The following is a 14,861-nucleotide window of genomic DNA, read 5'->3' on the forward strand; positions in this document are numbered from 1 at the left end:
GACGCAAGACGAAAAATTATAGACGCTATTCTGTCGTATTCCGGCCTAACATTGAGGTGGCGGCGCTTCCCCTTTGCAAATTCAGTGGGCAGGTTTATCTCATTGAAAGGGAAGAAAAGGGGGCGGAAAATGCACAGATTGAATCCGTTTTGATGGGCGAAATCATGCGCTATGTGTCGCCGCGAGCCGGTCAACATCGATATGCCGAAACTAAAGCTCGGCGGTTGCGAGACTTACGCGGGGATTTCACGGGCTTGTCAGACATAACGGCGAGGCTTCGCTTGCCGGTGCCTGCTACATTAGAACCGGATCGGGTCTATAAACGAAGCCGGATGGCGCTACGTCTTCCCCGCAACGACTTGCAGCCGTTGGATAGAAAACTTTACTGGTATCGCAGATTCAATGGGATGAGGGTTCAAATTACTGTGTTGGTCGATACTGGCATTGTCGCGATCGCAGCAAATCGGCGGCACGATACTTCGACGATTTGTCCGGTCGGCGTGGCTGACAGGCCGGCACGAGCCCCGGCGCAGGCGCCCGGTCGATGACGGCGCCGTCCATCGGATCGATCGTCATCGTCGGTGGCGGCTCCGCCGGCTGGATGACCGCGGCGGCGCTGTCCAGCCTGATCGACGAGCGCAGTGCGATGACCATCACCCTGGTCGAATCGGAAGCGATCGGTTCGGTCGGCGTCGGCGAGGCGACGATTCCCGACATCCTCGCCTTCAACCAGATGCTCGGCATCGACGAAGCCGAATTCATGCGCGCGACCGAGGCGACCTTCAAACTCGGCATCGAGTTCATCGACTGGGCCCGGCCGGGCGATCGTTATATCCACCCCTTCGGCCAGCATGGCGTGGATATGGAGGGGGTCGACTTCCATCATTACTGGCTGCGGCTGCGCGCGGACGGCGTCGAGACGCCGATCGAGACGTACAGCCTTTCCGCATTGGCGGCGCGGGCCGGGCGCTTCACCGCGCCGCATCCCGATCCGCGATCGATCCTGTCGCATCTTCGCTACGCCTATCATTTCGACGCCGCGCTCTACGCCCGCTATCTCCGGCGCTATGCCGAGGCGCGCGGCGTGACCCGTGTCGAAGGGATCGTCACGCAGGTCGATCGCACCGCGTCCGGGGAGGGGATCGCCGCCGTCGTCATGGCTTCGGGGGAGCGGATCACGGGCGATATCTTCTTCGACTGCACCGGCTTTCGTGCCCTGCTGATCGGCGAGACGCTCGACGTCGCTTATACCGACTGGAGCGCCTGGCTGCCGTGCGACAGCGCGCTGGCGATGCCGAGCGCGCCGGTCGGCCCACCACTGCCCTATACCCGGTCCACCGCACAGCCGGCCGGCTGGCAATGGCGCATCCCGACGCAGCGCCGCACCGGCAACGGCCATATCTACAGCCGTCACTTCATGGACGACGATACGGCCGAGGCCGTGTTGCGCGCGGGGGTGGACGGCGCGCCGCTCGCCGAACCGCGGCAGATCCGCTTCACCGCGGGGCACCGCCGCCGCTTCTGGTCGGGCAATTGCGTCGCGATCGGCCTGTCCGCGGGCTTCCTCGAGCCGCTTGAATCGACCTCGCTCTATTTCATTCAGGAGGGGATCAGCCGCTTCATCTCGCTCTTCCCGACCAAGGATATGCCCGACATCCTGCGGACGGAATACAATCGGCACATGGATGTCGAGTTCGAGCAGGTGCGCGACTTCATCGTGCTGCATTATGCAGCGACGGAGCGCGACGACACGCCGTTCTGGCGATATTGCCGGACCATGGATCTGCCCGACACGCTCCGCCACAAGATCGAGCTGTTCCGCGAAACCGGACGGGTCTTCCGCTACAATGACGAATTGTTCGCGCGGCCAAGCTGGGTGGCGGTGATGCTCGGGCAGCGGATCATGCCCCGACGCTATGATCCGGTCATCACGACCCTGCCGGTCGGCGACGTCGCGCACAGCCTGCGTTCGATGGCACATGCCATGGCCGATGCCGTGCAGCGCCTGCCGACGCATGCCGACTATCTCGCGCATTATTGCGCGGCGGGGCGCTGAGCGATGGACCCGCTGGCGATCCGCCGCATCGTCGTGGTCGGCGGCGGCACCGCCGGCTGGATGGCGGCCGCGGCGCTGTCGCATATGCTGACCGGGGTGGAGATCGACCTAGTCGAATCGGAGGCGATCGGCACCGTCGGGGTCGGCGAGGCGACGATCCCGCATATCCTCTACTTCAACCGCCTGCTGGGCATCGACGAGGCGGAGTTCATCCGCCAGACCGGCGCGACGTTCAAACTCGGCATCGAGTTCGTCGACTGGGGCCGGATCGGGGACCGGTATTTCCACCCCTTCGGCACTTATGGTCAGGAGATGGAGGGGCTCCACTTCCATCATTTCTGGTATCGCCAGACGCGGCTCGGCCATGCGCTGCCGCTCGACCGGTTCAGCATCGGCGCGCAGGCGGCGGCGGCGGGCCGGTTCCAGCGACCGGATCAGGCGCGGCCGGGATCGCCGCTCGGCACGCTCAACTACGCCTATCAGTTCGATGCCGGCCGCTATGCCCGCTTTCTGCGCGAGCGTGCGGAGGCGCGCGGCGTGCGTCGCAGCGAGGGGCGGATCACCACGGTTCGGCGCGCGGCGGAGGCCGGTCATGTCGAGGCGGTCGTCCTGGAGGACGGGCGCGCGCTCGGCGGCGATCTGTTCATCGACTGTTCGGGGTTCCGGGGCCTGCTCATCGACCAGACGCTGGCGGCGGGGTTCGAGGACTGGAGCCACTGGCTGCCGTGCGACCGCGCCGTCGCCCGTGCCTGCGCGCGGGTCGACGCGCCGCTGCCCTATACGCGCGCAACCGCGGTGGCGGCGGGCTGGCGATGGCGCATCCCGCTCCAGACCCGCACCGGCAACGGCTTCGTCTATTGCTCGCACTATTGCGATGACGAGGCGGCGCTGCGGTCGCTCGACGCCGCCCTCGACGGCGAGCCGCTGTCGAACCCCAACGTCCTGCGCTTCAAGGCGGGTCTGCGGCGCAAGGCCTGGGATCGCAACGTCGTCGCGCTCGGCCTTGCCGCCGGCTTCCTCGAGCCGCTCGAATCGACGTCGATCCACCTCATCCAATCGGGGATCGCGCGCCTGCTCACCAACTTTCCGGATCGCTGCTTCAACCAGCACGACATCGATTATTACAACCGGCGCACGCGGATCGAATATGAGCAGGTGCGCGATTTCATCATCCTGCATTACGCCGCCACGACGCGTGACGATTCGCCCCTGTGGCGCCATTGCCGCACCATGGCGCTGCCCGCGTCACTCGCGGAGCGGATCGCGATCTTCCGCGAGAACGGCCGCCTCTACCGGCACGACAATGAGCTGTTCAGCGAGACGAGCTGGCTCGCGGTGTTGCACGGCCAGGGCATCGCGCCCAAGCGCCAACACCCGCTGGCGCACCAGTTGCCCGAGCAGGAGCTCGACCGGCGGATGGCGCATATCGCCCGGGCGATGGACCTGACCGTCGAGCGCATGCCGTCGCATCAGGATATCCTCGATACGATCGCCGGCGGGTGACCGGCGCGCCGGCGGTCGTCAGCCGCCGCCCAGCATGGCGACCAGATAGTGTTTGATCCGCTGGCTGCGGGAGGCGGAGGCCGCCCCCAGTACGCCGCGCGCCGCCTCGGGCAGATGATCGGCGACCCGCCTGGCGGACTCATCGAAGACATAGTGATCGAACCAGCCCCGCCAGACCGCGCGTTCGGCGGCGGGCAGATCGCGCACCGCGAGCATCGCGTGAATCATTGCGGTGAATGGGCTGCTTGCCGTCGGATCCTCCGCCCAGTAATTGACGAGCACGTTCAGCGGCCCGAACGCGCGGACGTTGTGCCACCACAAGGTCGGCATGAAGATCGCGTCGCCGGGCGCCAGCTCCGCGACCAGCGCATGCCGCATCGCCGTCGCGAAGCGCGGATACCGGTCGAGGTCGGGGGCATCGGGATCGACCATGCTGGTCGGCTGCCCCGCCATCGTCTGTTCGAGCGGCCCGACGTAGAGATTGGCGAGCTGGTCGGGCGGAAAGAGGAGAAAGCGGCGGCGCCCGCCGACGACGCAGGCGAGATTCGCCGACCCGTCGAAATGGGTCGAGATCCGCGTCTCGTTACCGATCCAGATCCGCGCCTTGGCGCCCGGCAGCGTCAGCGCGAGCGGATTGGCCTCGCTCCAGCCGGGCAGCAGCTGTCCGGTCGGCGCCGACCCGGCGTAGAGCGCCGGCGCTGCGGGATCGCCGGCAAAGCGCACCAGCTCCGACAGCAACACCTTCAACGGCACCATCCGCCGATGGAAATTGAAGTCCTCCACCGTCGCGTCGTAGAAATAGCGGCCGGCGATCTCCGGTCGCCCGACCATCACCTGCACCGGCGCGCCCTGGTCGAATTGCCCGATGTAGCGCGCCAGACTCTCCCGGCCGGCATTGGCGGCGGCGATCGCCGGCCAGTCCGCGACCTGTCCGCGCAGGACGACGGGCTGCCCCTGGCGGACGATCGTGTCGGCAAAGGTCGCCGCATCCACCCGCCCGCATTCGGGCAGCGGCCTGGCCCAGTCCAGCGGCATCATCGCACGCCCTCCGCCATGATCTTGCGCCTCCCCCTGTGCGACCCGCGCCCGCCGATTGCCATGCGACCGTCGTTTGCGCGTTGATTCTCCGGATCGGACGGGAGCTTAGCGTCAATCCATTGACGCGCACAACGGATGGGCCGGGGTGTTTGCGCGAACATGGCGGGGCCGAAACGGCTTGCGGCCCGGCGCCTTTGCTGCATGATCGGGCAAAAGCGGGGGAGCGAGCATGGATACAGCCGAATGGGCCCGGATCGCAGCCGATCCGCGATATATCGCGCTGGTGCGGCGGCGCCGGCGGTTCACCTGGGGGCTCACCGGAGTGATGCTCGCCGCCTATCTTGGCTTCATCCTGCTGATCGCCTTCGACAAGGCGCTGCTCGCGCGACCGATCGGGCAAGGCGTGACCTCGGTCGGCATCGTCGTCGGCTTCGGCGTCATCCTGCTCGCCATCGCGCTGACCGGTCTGTATGTGCGCCGCGCCGCGCGCGAGTTCGATCCGTTGAGCGAGGCGCTGCGCAGCGAGTCGCGCGCGTGACGCGCCGGGCAGCGCTCGCCCTCGCCGCGGGCGTGGTGCTTATGCCGGCTCCGGCGCTGGCGGATGCGCTGGCGGGCGAGACGGTCCGGCAGCCGACCAACTGGACCGCGATCGCGATGTTCGCCGCCTTTGCGGTGCTGACGCTGGCGATCACCCGCTGGGCGGCGCGACGGACGCGCACCGCGAGCGATTTCTACACCGCGGGCGGCGGCATCACCGGCTTCCAGAACGGCCTCGCCATCGCCGGCGACTATATGTCGGCGGCGTCGTTCCTCGGCATCTCGGCGCAGATCTTCACCGACGGCTATGACGGGCTGATCTATTCGATCGGCTTTCTGGTCGGCTGGCCGATCATCCTGTTCCTGATGGCCGAGCGGCTGCGCAACCTCGGCCGCTACACCTTCGCCGACGTCGCCAGCTTCCGCTTCGCGCAACCGCCGGTCAGGGGCTTTGCCGCGATCAGCACGCTCACCGTCGTGCTCTTCTACCTGATCGCGCAGATGGTCGGTGCCGGGCAGCTGATCAAATTGCTGTTCGGGCTGCGCTACGAATATGCCGTCGTCATCGTCGGCGTGCTGATGACGCTGTACGTGCTGTTCGGCGGGATGACCGCGACCACCTGGGTACAGATCGTCAAGGCGGTGCTGCTGCTCGGCAGCGCGACCTTCATGGCGCTCGCGGTGCTCGCGCAATTCGGCTTCTCGCCCGAAGCGCTGTTCGCGCGCGCCGTGGCGGTGAAGACCGACCTCGCCGCCGCGGCCGGCCTCGATCCGGGCGCGGCGGCGGTGCGCGGGCGATCGATCATGGGGCCGGGCAATTTCATCAAGGACCCGGTGTCGGCGGTGTCGTTCGGGCTGGCGCTGATGTTCGGCACCGCCGGCCTGCCGCATATCCTGATGCGCTTCTTCACCGTTCCGGACGCGCGCCAGGCGCGCAAGTCGGTGCTGTGGGCGACGGGGTGGATCGGCTATTTCTACCTGCTGACCTTCATCATCGGCTTCGGCGCGATCGTGCTGGTCGCGACCGAGCCGCGCTACCTCGATCCCGCCGGCGGGCTGGTCGGCGGCGGCAATATGGCGGCGATCCACCTCGCGCATGCGGTCGGGGGCAATGTGTTCCTCGGCTTCGTCTCCGCCGTCGCCTTCGCGACGATCCTCGCGGTGGTCGCCGGGCTGACGCTGTCGGGCGCCTCGGCGGTCAGCCACGATCTCTATGCGACCGTCTTCCGCAAGGGCGCGGCGGATTCGGCGGCGGAGCTGCGCGTGTCGCGGCGTACCGTGCTGGTGCTCGCGATCCTTGCGATCCTGCTGGGCATCATCTTCGAGAAGCAGAACGTCGCCTTCATGGTCAGCCTCGCCTTTGCGGTGGCGGCGTCGGGCAATTTCCCGGTGCTGCTCCTGTCGCTGCTGTGGAAGGGCTGCACCACCCGCGGCGTGGTGGTCGGCGGCACGCTCGGGCTGGTGCTGGCGGTGGGGCTGACGGTGCTGTCGCCGGCGGTGTGGGTGACGATCCTCGGCCACCCGGCCGCGATCTTCCCCTATTCGTCGCCGGCGATCATCTCGATGCCGGCGGCGTTCCTCGCCATCTGGCTGGTGTCGCTGTTCGATCGCAGCGCGCGCGCCGCGGTCGACCGCGACGGCTATCTCGCGCAGCGGGTGCGTGCCGAGACGGGGATCGGCGCCGTCGGCGGGGCGTCGCACTGACTCAAAGCGGTCGGCGGGCGGCGGCACCGCCCGCCGCTCACCCGCCGCGGTTGCCGACGAGATGCAGCAGCCGGCCCGAGTCGCCGTCCTCAAGCAGCCACAGGCCGCCGTCGGGTCCGGCCATCACCGCGCGGATGCGGGCGCCCATGTCCCACCGCTCGGCCTCGCGTGCGCTGGTGCCGTCGAAGGCGAGGCGGATCAGCGCGGTCGAGGCGAGGCCGCCGACGAAGGCCGATCCGCGCCACTCCGGGAACATGTTGCCGGCGTAGAAGGCGAAGCCTGCCGGCGCGATCACCGGGTTCCAGTAGAGGACCGGCTGTTGCAGATCGGGGCGGCTGTCCGGCTTGGCGATCGGCGTACCATCGTAATTGTCGCCGTAGGAGACGAGCGGCCAGCCGTAATTCCTGCCCGGCTCGATCAGGTTGAGCTCGTCGCCGCCCTGTGGCCCCATCTCGGTTTCCCAGAGACGCCCCTGCGCGTCGAAGGCGAGCCCGTACGGATTGCGATGGCCGCTGGTCCAGGTCTCGGCAGGCGTCAGGTTGGGCGTGGTCAGCGTCACCTTGCGCACCGGCGCCTTGGCCGCCGCGCCGGTATTGGCGGGCGGATCGATCACCGCGATCGTCGCCGCGCCGGTCTGGCCGGCGTGCGGATTGCCGGGCGCGGGCTTGCCGTCGAGCGTCAGCCGCAGGATCTTGCCGAGCGCCTGGTCGGGGTCCTGCGCGGGGGTGAAGCGCTGCCGCTCGCCCGAGGTCAGGTATAGAGACTGGCCGTCGGGCGAGAAGGCGATATAGCCGCCGAACTGGCCGCCGTTGCCGCGCGGCAGCTGACGCCACAGCACCTCCAGCCCCTGCAACGCCGGCTTGCCGTCCGCCGTGCCGAGCGTCGCGCGGGCGAGGGCAAGGCCGTCGCCGCCCTCGCCCGGTTCGGCATAGGTCAAATAGATCTGGCGGTTCTGCGCGAAGCCCGGCGCGGTGGCGACGAACAGCAGGCCGCCCTGCCCCGAGTCGTGCACGGTCGGCACGCCGCCGACCGCGGTCTTGCCGCCGTTCGGCGTTACCAGCCACAGGCGGCCGGGCTTCTCCGTCACCAGCATCGTCGCGTCGGGCAGAAAGGCGAGCGCCCAGGGCGAATCGAAGGTGGCGACCGGCACCGTCCGGAACGGCTTGGTCGCGGCGGGTTTGCTGTTGCCGTAATTGACCGGCGCTGCCGCGGCCTGCGCCTGTTCCGTCGGCTGCGGGGCGCCGGAGCCGGCCGACCCGCCGGACCCGCCGCATCCGGTGAGCAGGCCCAGCCCCGTGGCGGCGATCAAGGTGGTGCGCAACATGGACGATCCTTCGGCGAGTGGGCGAGCTGCCCGGTTATCATCATCTTTCCGACACTTAGCCTCTCTCGGCAACCCGCATCGCACCCGGCGCCCACGCCGCCGCTTATACGTCTGATGACGTATCACGCCGCCGCGCACTTACCGACATAAGGCTGTCGGATCGTAGCGATGCGAGGTGCAGATGGACGGTGTTCGGGTAGGCAAGCGGGTGATCGGCGCGCAGGCGCCCGTCACCGTCGGATGGGAGAATATCCCGAAGGTCGAGGGCGGTCCCGCGAAGCGGCTGTTCTTCACCTGGTTCCAGCCGGTGATGCTGTTCGCGCTGCTCGCCTTCTGGTTCTACGCGCCCAACAGCATCGCCAAGGCGTCCACCGCCGTCGCGATCGGCGTCGGCTTCAAGGTGCTGCTGCTCGGGCTCGAATGGCTCGCGCCCCGTCACGACAGCTGGCGGCTGACCTGGAAGGAGCTGACCAGCGACCTGTTCTACGTCGGTCTCGGCTACACGTTGCTGCGCGTCGTCGACAGTTACATCGGCGATGGTGCGATCATCAAGGCGGTGCAGCATTCGTTCGACTGGGACAAACTGTCCTGGTTTACCAGCCTGCCGTTGCTGTTGCAGGCCTTCCTGATCTCGTTCGTCTTCGACTTCGGCCAATATTGGATGCATCGCGGCATGCACAATTGGCATCCGCTGTGGATCGCGCACGCGCCGCACCATTACATCACCCAGCTCAACATCAACAAGGGCGCGGTCGGCAATCCGGTCGAGCTGTTCCTGATCGGCCTCGGCGTCGGCGGCTTCTTCGACTTCGTGCCGCGCGCCGTGCTGCTTGCCGGCGCGTTCGGCCTCGCGGTCGGCACCTACCAGCATATCAACGTCCGCTTCAATTCGCCGCGCTGGTGGCGCTTCCTGTTCAACACCACCGAGCATCACAGCGTCCACCATTCGCAGGACTTTGAGGCGAGCCGCAGCAATTACACCAACACCTGGGTGATCATCGACCGGATGTTCGGCACCTGCGTCGACGGCGAGGCGGAACTGCTCGGCATGGAGGGCGGCCGGCCGATGTCGATCGGCGAGACGATGAGCTTCACCTTCGTGGAAGCCTGGAAGAGCATCAAGGCGCGGTTCTCGCCCAATGCCTATCCGCACGCGGTGCCGGCCGAATGACGACCGCCGCGATGATGACCGCCGACACCCTGCCGACCGGCGCAGCGCAGCCGGATGCGTCCGGAGCGCCGACGCTGCGTAAGCGGCTGACCGACTGGATCTGGCATATCCATGGCAGCGTGCCGCTCGACCCCGGTCAATCGCCGGACGAGGCGTTCGACCGGCTCGATCCGCTGTTCCGCACCACCGGCACCGCGCGCGAGCGGAACGGCGACACGCTGACCTTCAGCAAGCGCGACGCGGCGGCGCAGGACCGGATGGCGGTGTTCAGCGGCGGCATGCTGTGGATCGAGGCGCAGGCGGAGGGGCTGGTCCTGCGCTATCGGCTGCTGAGCAAGGCGTTGCTCTATTGCTTCCTCGCGCCTTTGCTGTTCCTCGCCTTCGCGCAGGCGACCGTCGCGCTCGGCAAGCTCGAATCCCCCAAGATCGAGGCCAAGAAGCCGAAGGCGAAGAAGACGCCGGCGCCGCTCAATCCGATCGACAAGGCGCTCGGCGCGCCGGCACCCGAGCAACCCAAGAAGAAGGGCGGCGATGACGACAAGGACAAGAAGCCGTCGCCGACCGCCGGCTATGTCTTCGCCGGGATCTTCGCCACGCTCTATGCGATCGGGCGGGTGTTCGAGGCGCGGCGGGTCGGGGCGCTGTTCCGGCGCAGCCTGCGCCAAGGCTGAGCAGCCGGACGGCGCGGCCCCGGTCGCGCGGATGGCAAGGGCGTTGCACGGGCAGGGCGCCCGGCTAAAGGTGTGCCGCACGGGGTTGCGGAGCTGGCCATGTGATCGACGACGTGATGCTGCCTGACAAGACGTTTGCCAGCCGCGTCGACTGGAACCTGCTGCGCACCTTCGTCGAGATCGTCCGCGCGGGCGGCATCGGCGCGGCGGCGCGCAAGCTCAACAGGCAGCAGCCGAGCATCAGCGCCGCGCTCAAGCGGCTCGAGGAACAGGTCGGCGTGCAGTTGCTCAACCGCTCGGCGGGGGGCGTCGAGATGACCGCCGCGGGAAGCGCGCTGCTCGCCTTGTGCGAGGAGATGCTCGAGGCAGCGCGGATGGTGCCGCACCAGGTCGCGCAGGCAACCAAGCGGATCGAGGGCGTCGTCCGCATCCAGCTGATCTCCGCGGTGTCGTCGCTCGAATTCGACGAGGCGATCGCCAGCTTCCATCGTCGCAACCCGAACATCCATATCGAGATCCGCGTCTCGCCGTGGCGCGCGGTGCTCGACGCGCTCGAACATGGCGAGGCGGAGATCGGCGTCGGCTATGACAGCAACGTGCGCGGCGGGCTGATCTACGAACCTTTACTGGTCGAGCGTCAGCAACTCTATTGCGCGCGCAGCCATCCACTGTTCGGGCACCGCGTCGAGCGGCTCGGCGAGCTCAAGGACGAAGGCTTCGTCCTGACCGGCGAGGACGAGCTGGAGACGATCACCCGGCTGCGCCGGCGTTACCGGCTCGGCACCCGCGCCACCGGCCGGGCGGAGGATATCAACGAGGCGATCCGGCTGATCTCGCTCGGCGTCGGCATCGGCTTCCTGCCGGTGCTCGCCGCCGAAAGCGCGGTCGCCAGGGGGCGGCTATGGCCGCTGCTCCATCCCGATGCGGAGCCGTCCTACGATATCTTCCTGCTCGCCCGCGCCGAACCCTCGCGCGACACCGCGACGCAGCTGTTCCTCGACGAGGTGATGCGCCGCAACCGGGCGCAGCGCAGGGCATAGACACGGTCTATGTCTTCCATCGGAATTTTGCCCCTTCATCGATGATCTCCGGCGCGGCAACCTTGGCGACGAGGGTAAGGCGCTGATGCGCGCATGATTTCGCCGGTGTCTTCAATGGCTTGGCGAGGGCGGGGCGCATCGGCACGGCAAAGGGACCGCTGAATGGTAGATCGACCGTGGCTCGGCGGCATGGCAGCGATAGCGGCATTGATCGCGCTGGGCGGGTGCGGCAGCAAGCCGGCCGGTTCGGCGGCGGGCGCCGGCGCCGTCAAGAAGGACTTTGCGATCGGCTGGTCGATCTACACCGGCTGGATGCCCTGGCCCTATGCGCAGCAGGCCGGCATCGTGAAGAAATGGGCCGACAAATACGGCATCACCATCCGCATGGTGCAGGTCAACGACTATGTCGAATCGGTCAATCAATTTGCCGCCGGCAAGCTCGACGGCGTCACCGCGACGACGATGGACGCGCTGACCATTCCCGCCGCGGGCGGCAAGGACACGACCGTCCTGCTGATCGGCGATTATTCCGACGGCAATGACGGCGTCGTGCTCAAGAACGGCCGGACGATGGCCGACATCAAGGGACGCTCGGTCAAGCTGGTCGAACTGTCGGTCTCGCATTTCCTGCTCGCCCGCGGTCTCGAGCTCAACGGGATGAAGCTCGCCGACGTCAAGACGGTCAACACCGGCGACGCCGATATCGTCGGCGCCTTCGCTTCGCCCGGCGTCACCGCGGTCGCCACCTGGAACCCGCAGCTGGCGACGATCCGCGCGACGCCGGGCGCGACCGAGGTGTTCGACAGTTCCAAGATCCCCAACGAGATCCTCGACACGCTCAACGTCAGCACCGAGACGCTCAAGGCCAATCCCAACCTCGGCAAGGCGCTCGCCGGCATCTGGTACGAGACGATGGCGCTGATGACCCGCACCGACGCGACCGGCAAGGCGGCGCGCGCCGCGATGGCGAAGGCCGCCGGCACCACCGAGGCCAGTTTCGACGAACAGCTCAAGACGACGCATCTCTACGCCAACGCGAAGGATGCCGCGGCCTATGCCGAGAATCCCGACCTCATCACCGTCACCGACCGGGTGCGTCAGTTCGGCTTCGCGCACGGTCTGTTCGGGCCGAGCGCCAGATCGGTCGACGCGATCGGGATCAGCTTCGCCGGCGGCAAGTCGCTCGGCGATCCCAAGAACGTCAAGCTGCGCTTCGATCCCACTTACATGAAGCTGGCGGCGAGCGGGACGCTGTAGCCGCACCCTGAGCGAGAGACGGAGGCCGCCGGGGTGCCGCCCCGGCGAACGGAGCGCCGTGCCGGTGGCATGGCCGAACAGAAGGACGGGAATGGCACCGCGTACGACCATCACGACCCGGCCCGCGGCTCGGCCCGCCGCATGAGGCGGCTGGTCGACATCCGGCCGCAGCGCGCATCGCGGCTGTTGCTCGGCGCGCTGCCGATCGTCGCGCTGCTGCTCGTCTATCTGCTCGCCTCGGAGGCGCGCCACGCCGCCAATCCGGCCGACAAGGTGCTGCCGACCTTTGCGGCGATGGCGCAGGCGGCGCACGACTTCACCACCCAGCGCGACCCCGCGACCGATCGCATCCTGCTCGTCGCCGATACGCTGGCGAGCCTGTACCGCCTCGGCATCGGCCTCGCCATCGCCACCGCGACCGCGCTGATCCTCGGCCTGCTGCTCGGCACCGTGCCGCTCGCCCGGGCGCTGCTCGGGCCGATGGTGGCGATCATCGCGGTCATTCCGCCGGTCGCGGTGCTGCCGATCCTGTTCATCGTGCTCGGGCTCGACGAGGCGTCGAAGATCGCGCTGATCGCGATCGGCATCGCGCCGTTCATGACGCGCGACCTGACCGGCTTCGTCACCGGGCTGCCCGCCGAGCAGTTCGCCAAGGCGCAGACGCTCGGCGCGAACAGCTGGCAGCTCGCGATCCGCGTCGCGCTGCCGCAGCTGATGCCGCGGCTGATCGAGGCGTTGCGGCTGTCGATGGGGCCGGCCTGGGTGTTCCTGATCGCCGCGGAGGCGGTCGCCTCCGACGTCGGGCTCGGCTATCGCATCTTCCTCGTCCGCCGCTATTTCGCGATGGACATCATCCTGCCCTATGTCGCCTGGATCTCGCTGCTCGCGATCCTCGCCGATGCGCTGCTGATGGCGATCAGCCGCCGCGGCTTCCCCTGGGCGCACGGAGCAGGCCGATGACGCCGCTGCTCGAACTGCGCAACATCTGGGTCGAATATGGCGACAAGATCGTGCTCGAACGCGTCTCGCTCCAGCTCGACGCGGGCAGTTTCGTCGCGGTGGTCGGCCCGTCGGGGGCGGGCAAGAGCACCTTCCTGCGCCTCGTCCTCGGGCAGGAGGCGCCGACGCGCGGGCAGGTGCTGCTCGACGGCCGGGCGATGCCGGCGGCCTGCGGCCCCGATCGCGGCGTCGTCTTCCAGCGTTATTCGGTCTTTCCGCACCTCACCGCGCTCGGCAACGTGCTGTTCGGGATCGAATGCGCCGGTGCGCCGCTGACCGCGCGGCTGTTCGGCGCACGGCGGCGGGCGGCGCGCGACCGCGCGGTCGAGATGCTCGCCGCGGTCGGGCTCGACCATAGTCTCGACGTCTATCCGGCGCAGATGTCGGGCGGGATGCAGCAGCGGCTGGCGATCGCGCAGGCGCTGGTCAAGCATCCGCGCATCCTGTTGCTCGACGAGCCGTTCGGCGCGCTCGATCCCGGCATCCGCCTCGACATGCACGCGCTCATCACCCGGCTGTGGCAGGATCACGGCCTGACCATCGTCATGGTGACGCACGACATCGGCGAGGCGTTCAAGCTCGGCACGCGTGTGCTCGCCTTCGACAAGCGGCGCCACGATCCGCACGCGCCGCACCGCTTCGGCGCGACCGTCACCTACGACCTGCCGCTCGATCGCAAGACACCGCCGCCGCCCGCGCTGCTCGCGGCGCTCACCACGGACCCGTCCGGGAGACCCATTGCATGACGACGACCACCGCCGACCCCTCCGGCGCGCGCGATCATGCCCGCGCGATGGCGGGCACCCGGGTGGAGGCGATGCCGACATTGCCCGCCGCCGCCGCCGATGCGCCCGGAGACGTGATCTGGGAGGAGACGATCGCGCCGGGCGGCTATGCCGCACGGCGGATCGCGCGCGGCACCCGGCTGCGGCTGATCGACCTCAACGGCGATGCCTGCGCGGCGATGCTGCTGTTCAACGCCGACATGCCGACCGAGCGGCTCAACGTCGCCGATACGGTCAAGGTGCAGTGGAACGGCTATCTCGGCGCCGGGCGGCTTTTGCTGTCGGACATGGGCCGGGTGATGATGTCGATCCTCGACGACGAAGCCGGTACGCACGACGCCTTCTGCGGCGCGTCCAATGCCGCGTCGAACGCGCGCCGCTATGGCGTGGGCAGCAATTACGGGCCGTATCCCAATGCCCGCGACCGGTTCATGCTCGCCGTCGCCAAGCACGGGCTTGGCCGCAGGGACGTCCACCCCTGCGTCACCTGGTTCAAGGGCGTGCGCATCGCCGACGATGGCGCCACCGAGCCGCAGATCGGGCCGTTCGCACCCGGCCGGACGCTGGTGCTGCGCGCCGAGATGGAGCTGATCGTCGCGCTCGCCAACTGCCCGCACGTGCTCGATCCGCGCGACGCCTATACCGTTACGCCGCTGCGCGCGACCGCGTGGCGCGGCGCGCCGGCGGCGACGGACGATCCGCTGCGCCAGGCGACGCCGGAAGGCCTGCGCGCCTTCCTCAACACCGAAGACCTCTACGCGCGCTGAAGGATGACG

The 14,861-nt window shown here is 68.2% G+C and carries 14 protein-coding genes; 12 read left to right on the forward strand and 2 right to left on the reverse strand.

Features of this window, described 5'->3' with window-relative positions; all coding sequences use genetic code 11:
• The first annotated feature begins 56 nt into the window (after window positions 1–56).
• From PBN85_RS01935 to PBN85_RS01945, 3 genes are read left to right on the forward strand one after another with little or no spacing between them, the layout of a single operon-like run.
• Window positions 57–548, forward strand: coding sequence for a hypothetical protein (locus PBN85_RS01935; RefSeq protein ID WP_271299979.1), 492 nt, complete (start codon window positions 57–59; stop codon window positions 546–548).
• The gene (locus PBN85_RS01940; protein WP_271299980.1) at window positions 545–2,056 is read left to right on the forward strand and encodes a tryptophan halogenase family protein; all 1,512 of its coding nucleotides are present in this window, start codon (window positions 545–547) and stop codon (window positions 2,054–2,056) included. Before PBN85_RS01935 ends, PBN85_RS01940 begins: the two co-directional genes overlap by 4 nt.
• Before the next feature lie 3 nt (window positions 2,057–2,059).
• Window positions 2,060–3,559 (forward strand): tryptophan halogenase family protein, encoded by a 1,500-nt coding sequence (locus tag PBN85_RS01945; protein WP_271299981.1) that lies wholly within the window; start codon window positions 2,060–2,062, stop codon window positions 3,557–3,559.
• An 18-nt stretch (window positions 3,560–3,577) separates the two neighbouring features.
• Here PBN85_RS01945 and PBN85_RS01950 read toward each other — a convergent pair whose 3' ends face one another.
• Complete coding sequence (locus PBN85_RS01950; RefSeq protein WP_271299982.1) at window positions 3,578–4,597, reverse strand: cupin-like domain-containing protein; 1,020 nt, start codon at window positions 4,595–4,597, stop codon at window positions 3,578–3,580.
• Between the two features lie 229 nt (window positions 4,598–4,826).
• Here PBN85_RS01950 and PBN85_RS01955 point away from each other — a divergent pair, with 229 nt between their 5' ends.
• On the forward strand, window positions 4,827–5,135 hold the full coding sequence (locus PBN85_RS01955; RefSeq protein WP_271299983.1) for a DUF485 domain-containing protein: 309 nt from the start codon (window positions 4,827–4,829) through the stop codon (window positions 5,133–5,135).
• A complete protein-coding gene (locus tag PBN85_RS01960) occupies window positions 5,132–6,838 on the forward strand; it encodes a cation acetate symporter (RefSeq protein WP_271299984.1) in 1,707 nt (568 codons plus the stop codon). Before PBN85_RS01955 ends, PBN85_RS01960 begins: the two co-directional genes overlap by 4 nt.
• A gap of 37 nt (window positions 6,839–6,875) precedes the next feature.
• On the opposite strand, the gene PBN85_RS01965 is transcribed toward PBN85_RS01960, so the two are convergent.
• Window positions 6,876–8,162, reverse strand: coding sequence for a PQQ-dependent sugar dehydrogenase (locus PBN85_RS01965; RefSeq protein WP_271299985.1), 1,287 nt, complete (start codon window positions 8,160–8,162; stop codon window positions 6,876–6,878).
• Window positions 8,163–8,343: 181 nt separating this feature from the next.
• On the opposite strand from PBN85_RS01965, the gene PBN85_RS01970 reads away from it, so the two are divergent.
• The 7 genes from PBN85_RS01970 to PBN85_RS02000 all read left to right on the forward strand — a co-directional run bounded on the left by PBN85_RS01970 (window position 8,344) and on the right by PBN85_RS02000 (window position 14,852).
• A complete protein-coding gene (locus PBN85_RS01970; protein ID WP_271300822.1) occupies window positions 8,344–9,333 on the forward strand; it encodes a sterol desaturase family protein in 990 nt (329 codons plus the stop codon).
• Entirely contained in the window at window positions 9,330–10,004 is a 675-nt protein-coding gene (locus PBN85_RS01975) for a hypothetical protein (RefSeq protein WP_271299986.1), read from the forward strand. Before PBN85_RS01970 ends, PBN85_RS01975 begins: the two co-directional genes overlap by 4 nt.
• 116 nt (window positions 10,005–10,120) lie before the next feature.
• Entirely contained in the window at window positions 10,121–11,044 is a 924-nt protein-coding gene (locus tag PBN85_RS01980; RefSeq protein ID WP_037531860.1) for a LysR family transcriptional regulator, read from the forward strand.
• Window positions 11,045–11,206: 162 nt separating this feature from the next.
• Complete coding sequence (locus PBN85_RS01985; RefSeq protein WP_271299987.1) at window positions 11,207–12,301, forward strand: putative urea ABC transporter substrate-binding protein; 1,095 nt, start codon at window positions 11,207–11,209, stop codon at window positions 12,299–12,301.
• A gap of 141 nt (window positions 12,302–12,442) precedes the next feature.
• Window positions 12,443–13,261, forward strand: a complete 819-nt coding sequence (locus PBN85_RS01990) for an ABC transporter permease (protein WP_037531742.1) — start codon at window positions 12,443–12,445, stop codon at window positions 13,259–13,261.
• Window positions 13,258–14,046 carry an ATP-binding cassette domain-containing protein gene (locus PBN85_RS01995; RefSeq protein WP_271299988.1) on the forward strand — a complete coding sequence of 263 codons (789 nt, stop codon included), beginning with the start codon at window positions 13,258–13,260 and terminating at the stop codon, window positions 14,044–14,046. Before PBN85_RS01990 ends, PBN85_RS01995 begins: the two co-directional genes overlap by 4 nt.
• A complete protein-coding gene (locus tag PBN85_RS02000; protein WP_271299989.1) occupies window positions 14,043–14,852 on the forward strand; it encodes an urea amidolyase associated protein UAAP1 in 810 nt (269 codons plus the stop codon). The genes PBN85_RS01995 and PBN85_RS02000 overlap by 4 nt, the downstream gene beginning before the upstream one ends.
• Window positions 14,853–14,861: the final 9 nt, after the last annotated feature.

The organism is Sphingomonas sp. CV7422, from assembly GCF_027945725.1.
GTDB lineage: Bacteria > Pseudomonadota > Alphaproteobacteria > Sphingomonadales > Sphingomonadaceae > Sphingomonas > Sphingomonas kyungheensis.

What these genes read in the sequence shown, in the direction of transcription:
- PBN85_RS01940 (WP_271299980.1), top strand. Translation starts at nt 545, where the DNA reads ATGACGGCGCCGTCCATCGGATCGATCGTCATCGTCGGTGGCGGCTCC.
- PBN85_RS01945 (WP_271299981.1), top strand. Translation starts at nt 2,060, where the DNA reads ATGGACCCGCTGGCGATCCGCCGCATCGTCGTGGTCGGCGGCGGCACC.
- PBN85_RS01950 (WP_271299982.1), bottom strand. Translation starts at nt 4,597, where the DNA reads ATGATGCCGCTGGACTGGGCCAGGCCGCTGCCCGAATGCGGGCGGGTG.
- PBN85_RS01955 (WP_271299983.1), top strand. Translation starts at nt 4,827, where the DNA reads ATGGATACAGCCGAATGGGCCCGGATCGCAGCCGATCCGCGATATATC.
- PBN85_RS01965 (WP_271299985.1), bottom strand. Translation starts at nt 8,162, where the DNA reads ATGTTGCGCACCACCTTGATCGCCGCCACGGGGCTGGGCCTGCTCACC.
- PBN85_RS01970 (WP_271300822.1), top strand. Translation starts at nt 8,344, where the DNA reads ATGGACGGTGTTCGGGTAGGCAAGCGGGTGATCGGCGCGCAGGCGCCC.
- PBN85_RS01975 (WP_271299986.1), top strand. Translation starts at nt 9,330, where the DNA reads ATGACGACCGCCGCGATGATGACCGCCGACACCCTGCCGACCGGCGCA.
- PBN85_RS01980 (WP_037531860.1), top strand. Translation starts at nt 10,121, where the DNA reads ATGCTGCCTGACAAGACGTTTGCCAGCCGCGTCGACTGGAACCTGCTG.
- PBN85_RS01985 (WP_271299987.1), top strand. Translation starts at nt 11,207, where the DNA reads ATGGTAGATCGACCGTGGCTCGGCGGCATGGCAGCGATAGCGGCATTG.
- PBN85_RS01990 (WP_037531742.1), top strand. Translation starts at nt 12,443, where the DNA reads ATGAGGCGGCTGGTCGACATCCGGCCGCAGCGCGCATCGCGGCTGTTG.
- PBN85_RS01995 (WP_271299988.1), top strand. Translation starts at nt 13,258, where the DNA reads ATGACGCCGCTGCTCGAACTGCGCAACATCTGGGTCGAATATGGCGAC.
- PBN85_RS02000 (WP_271299989.1), top strand. Translation starts at nt 14,043, where the DNA reads ATGACGACGACCACCGCCGACCCCTCCGGCGCGCGCGATCATGCCCGC.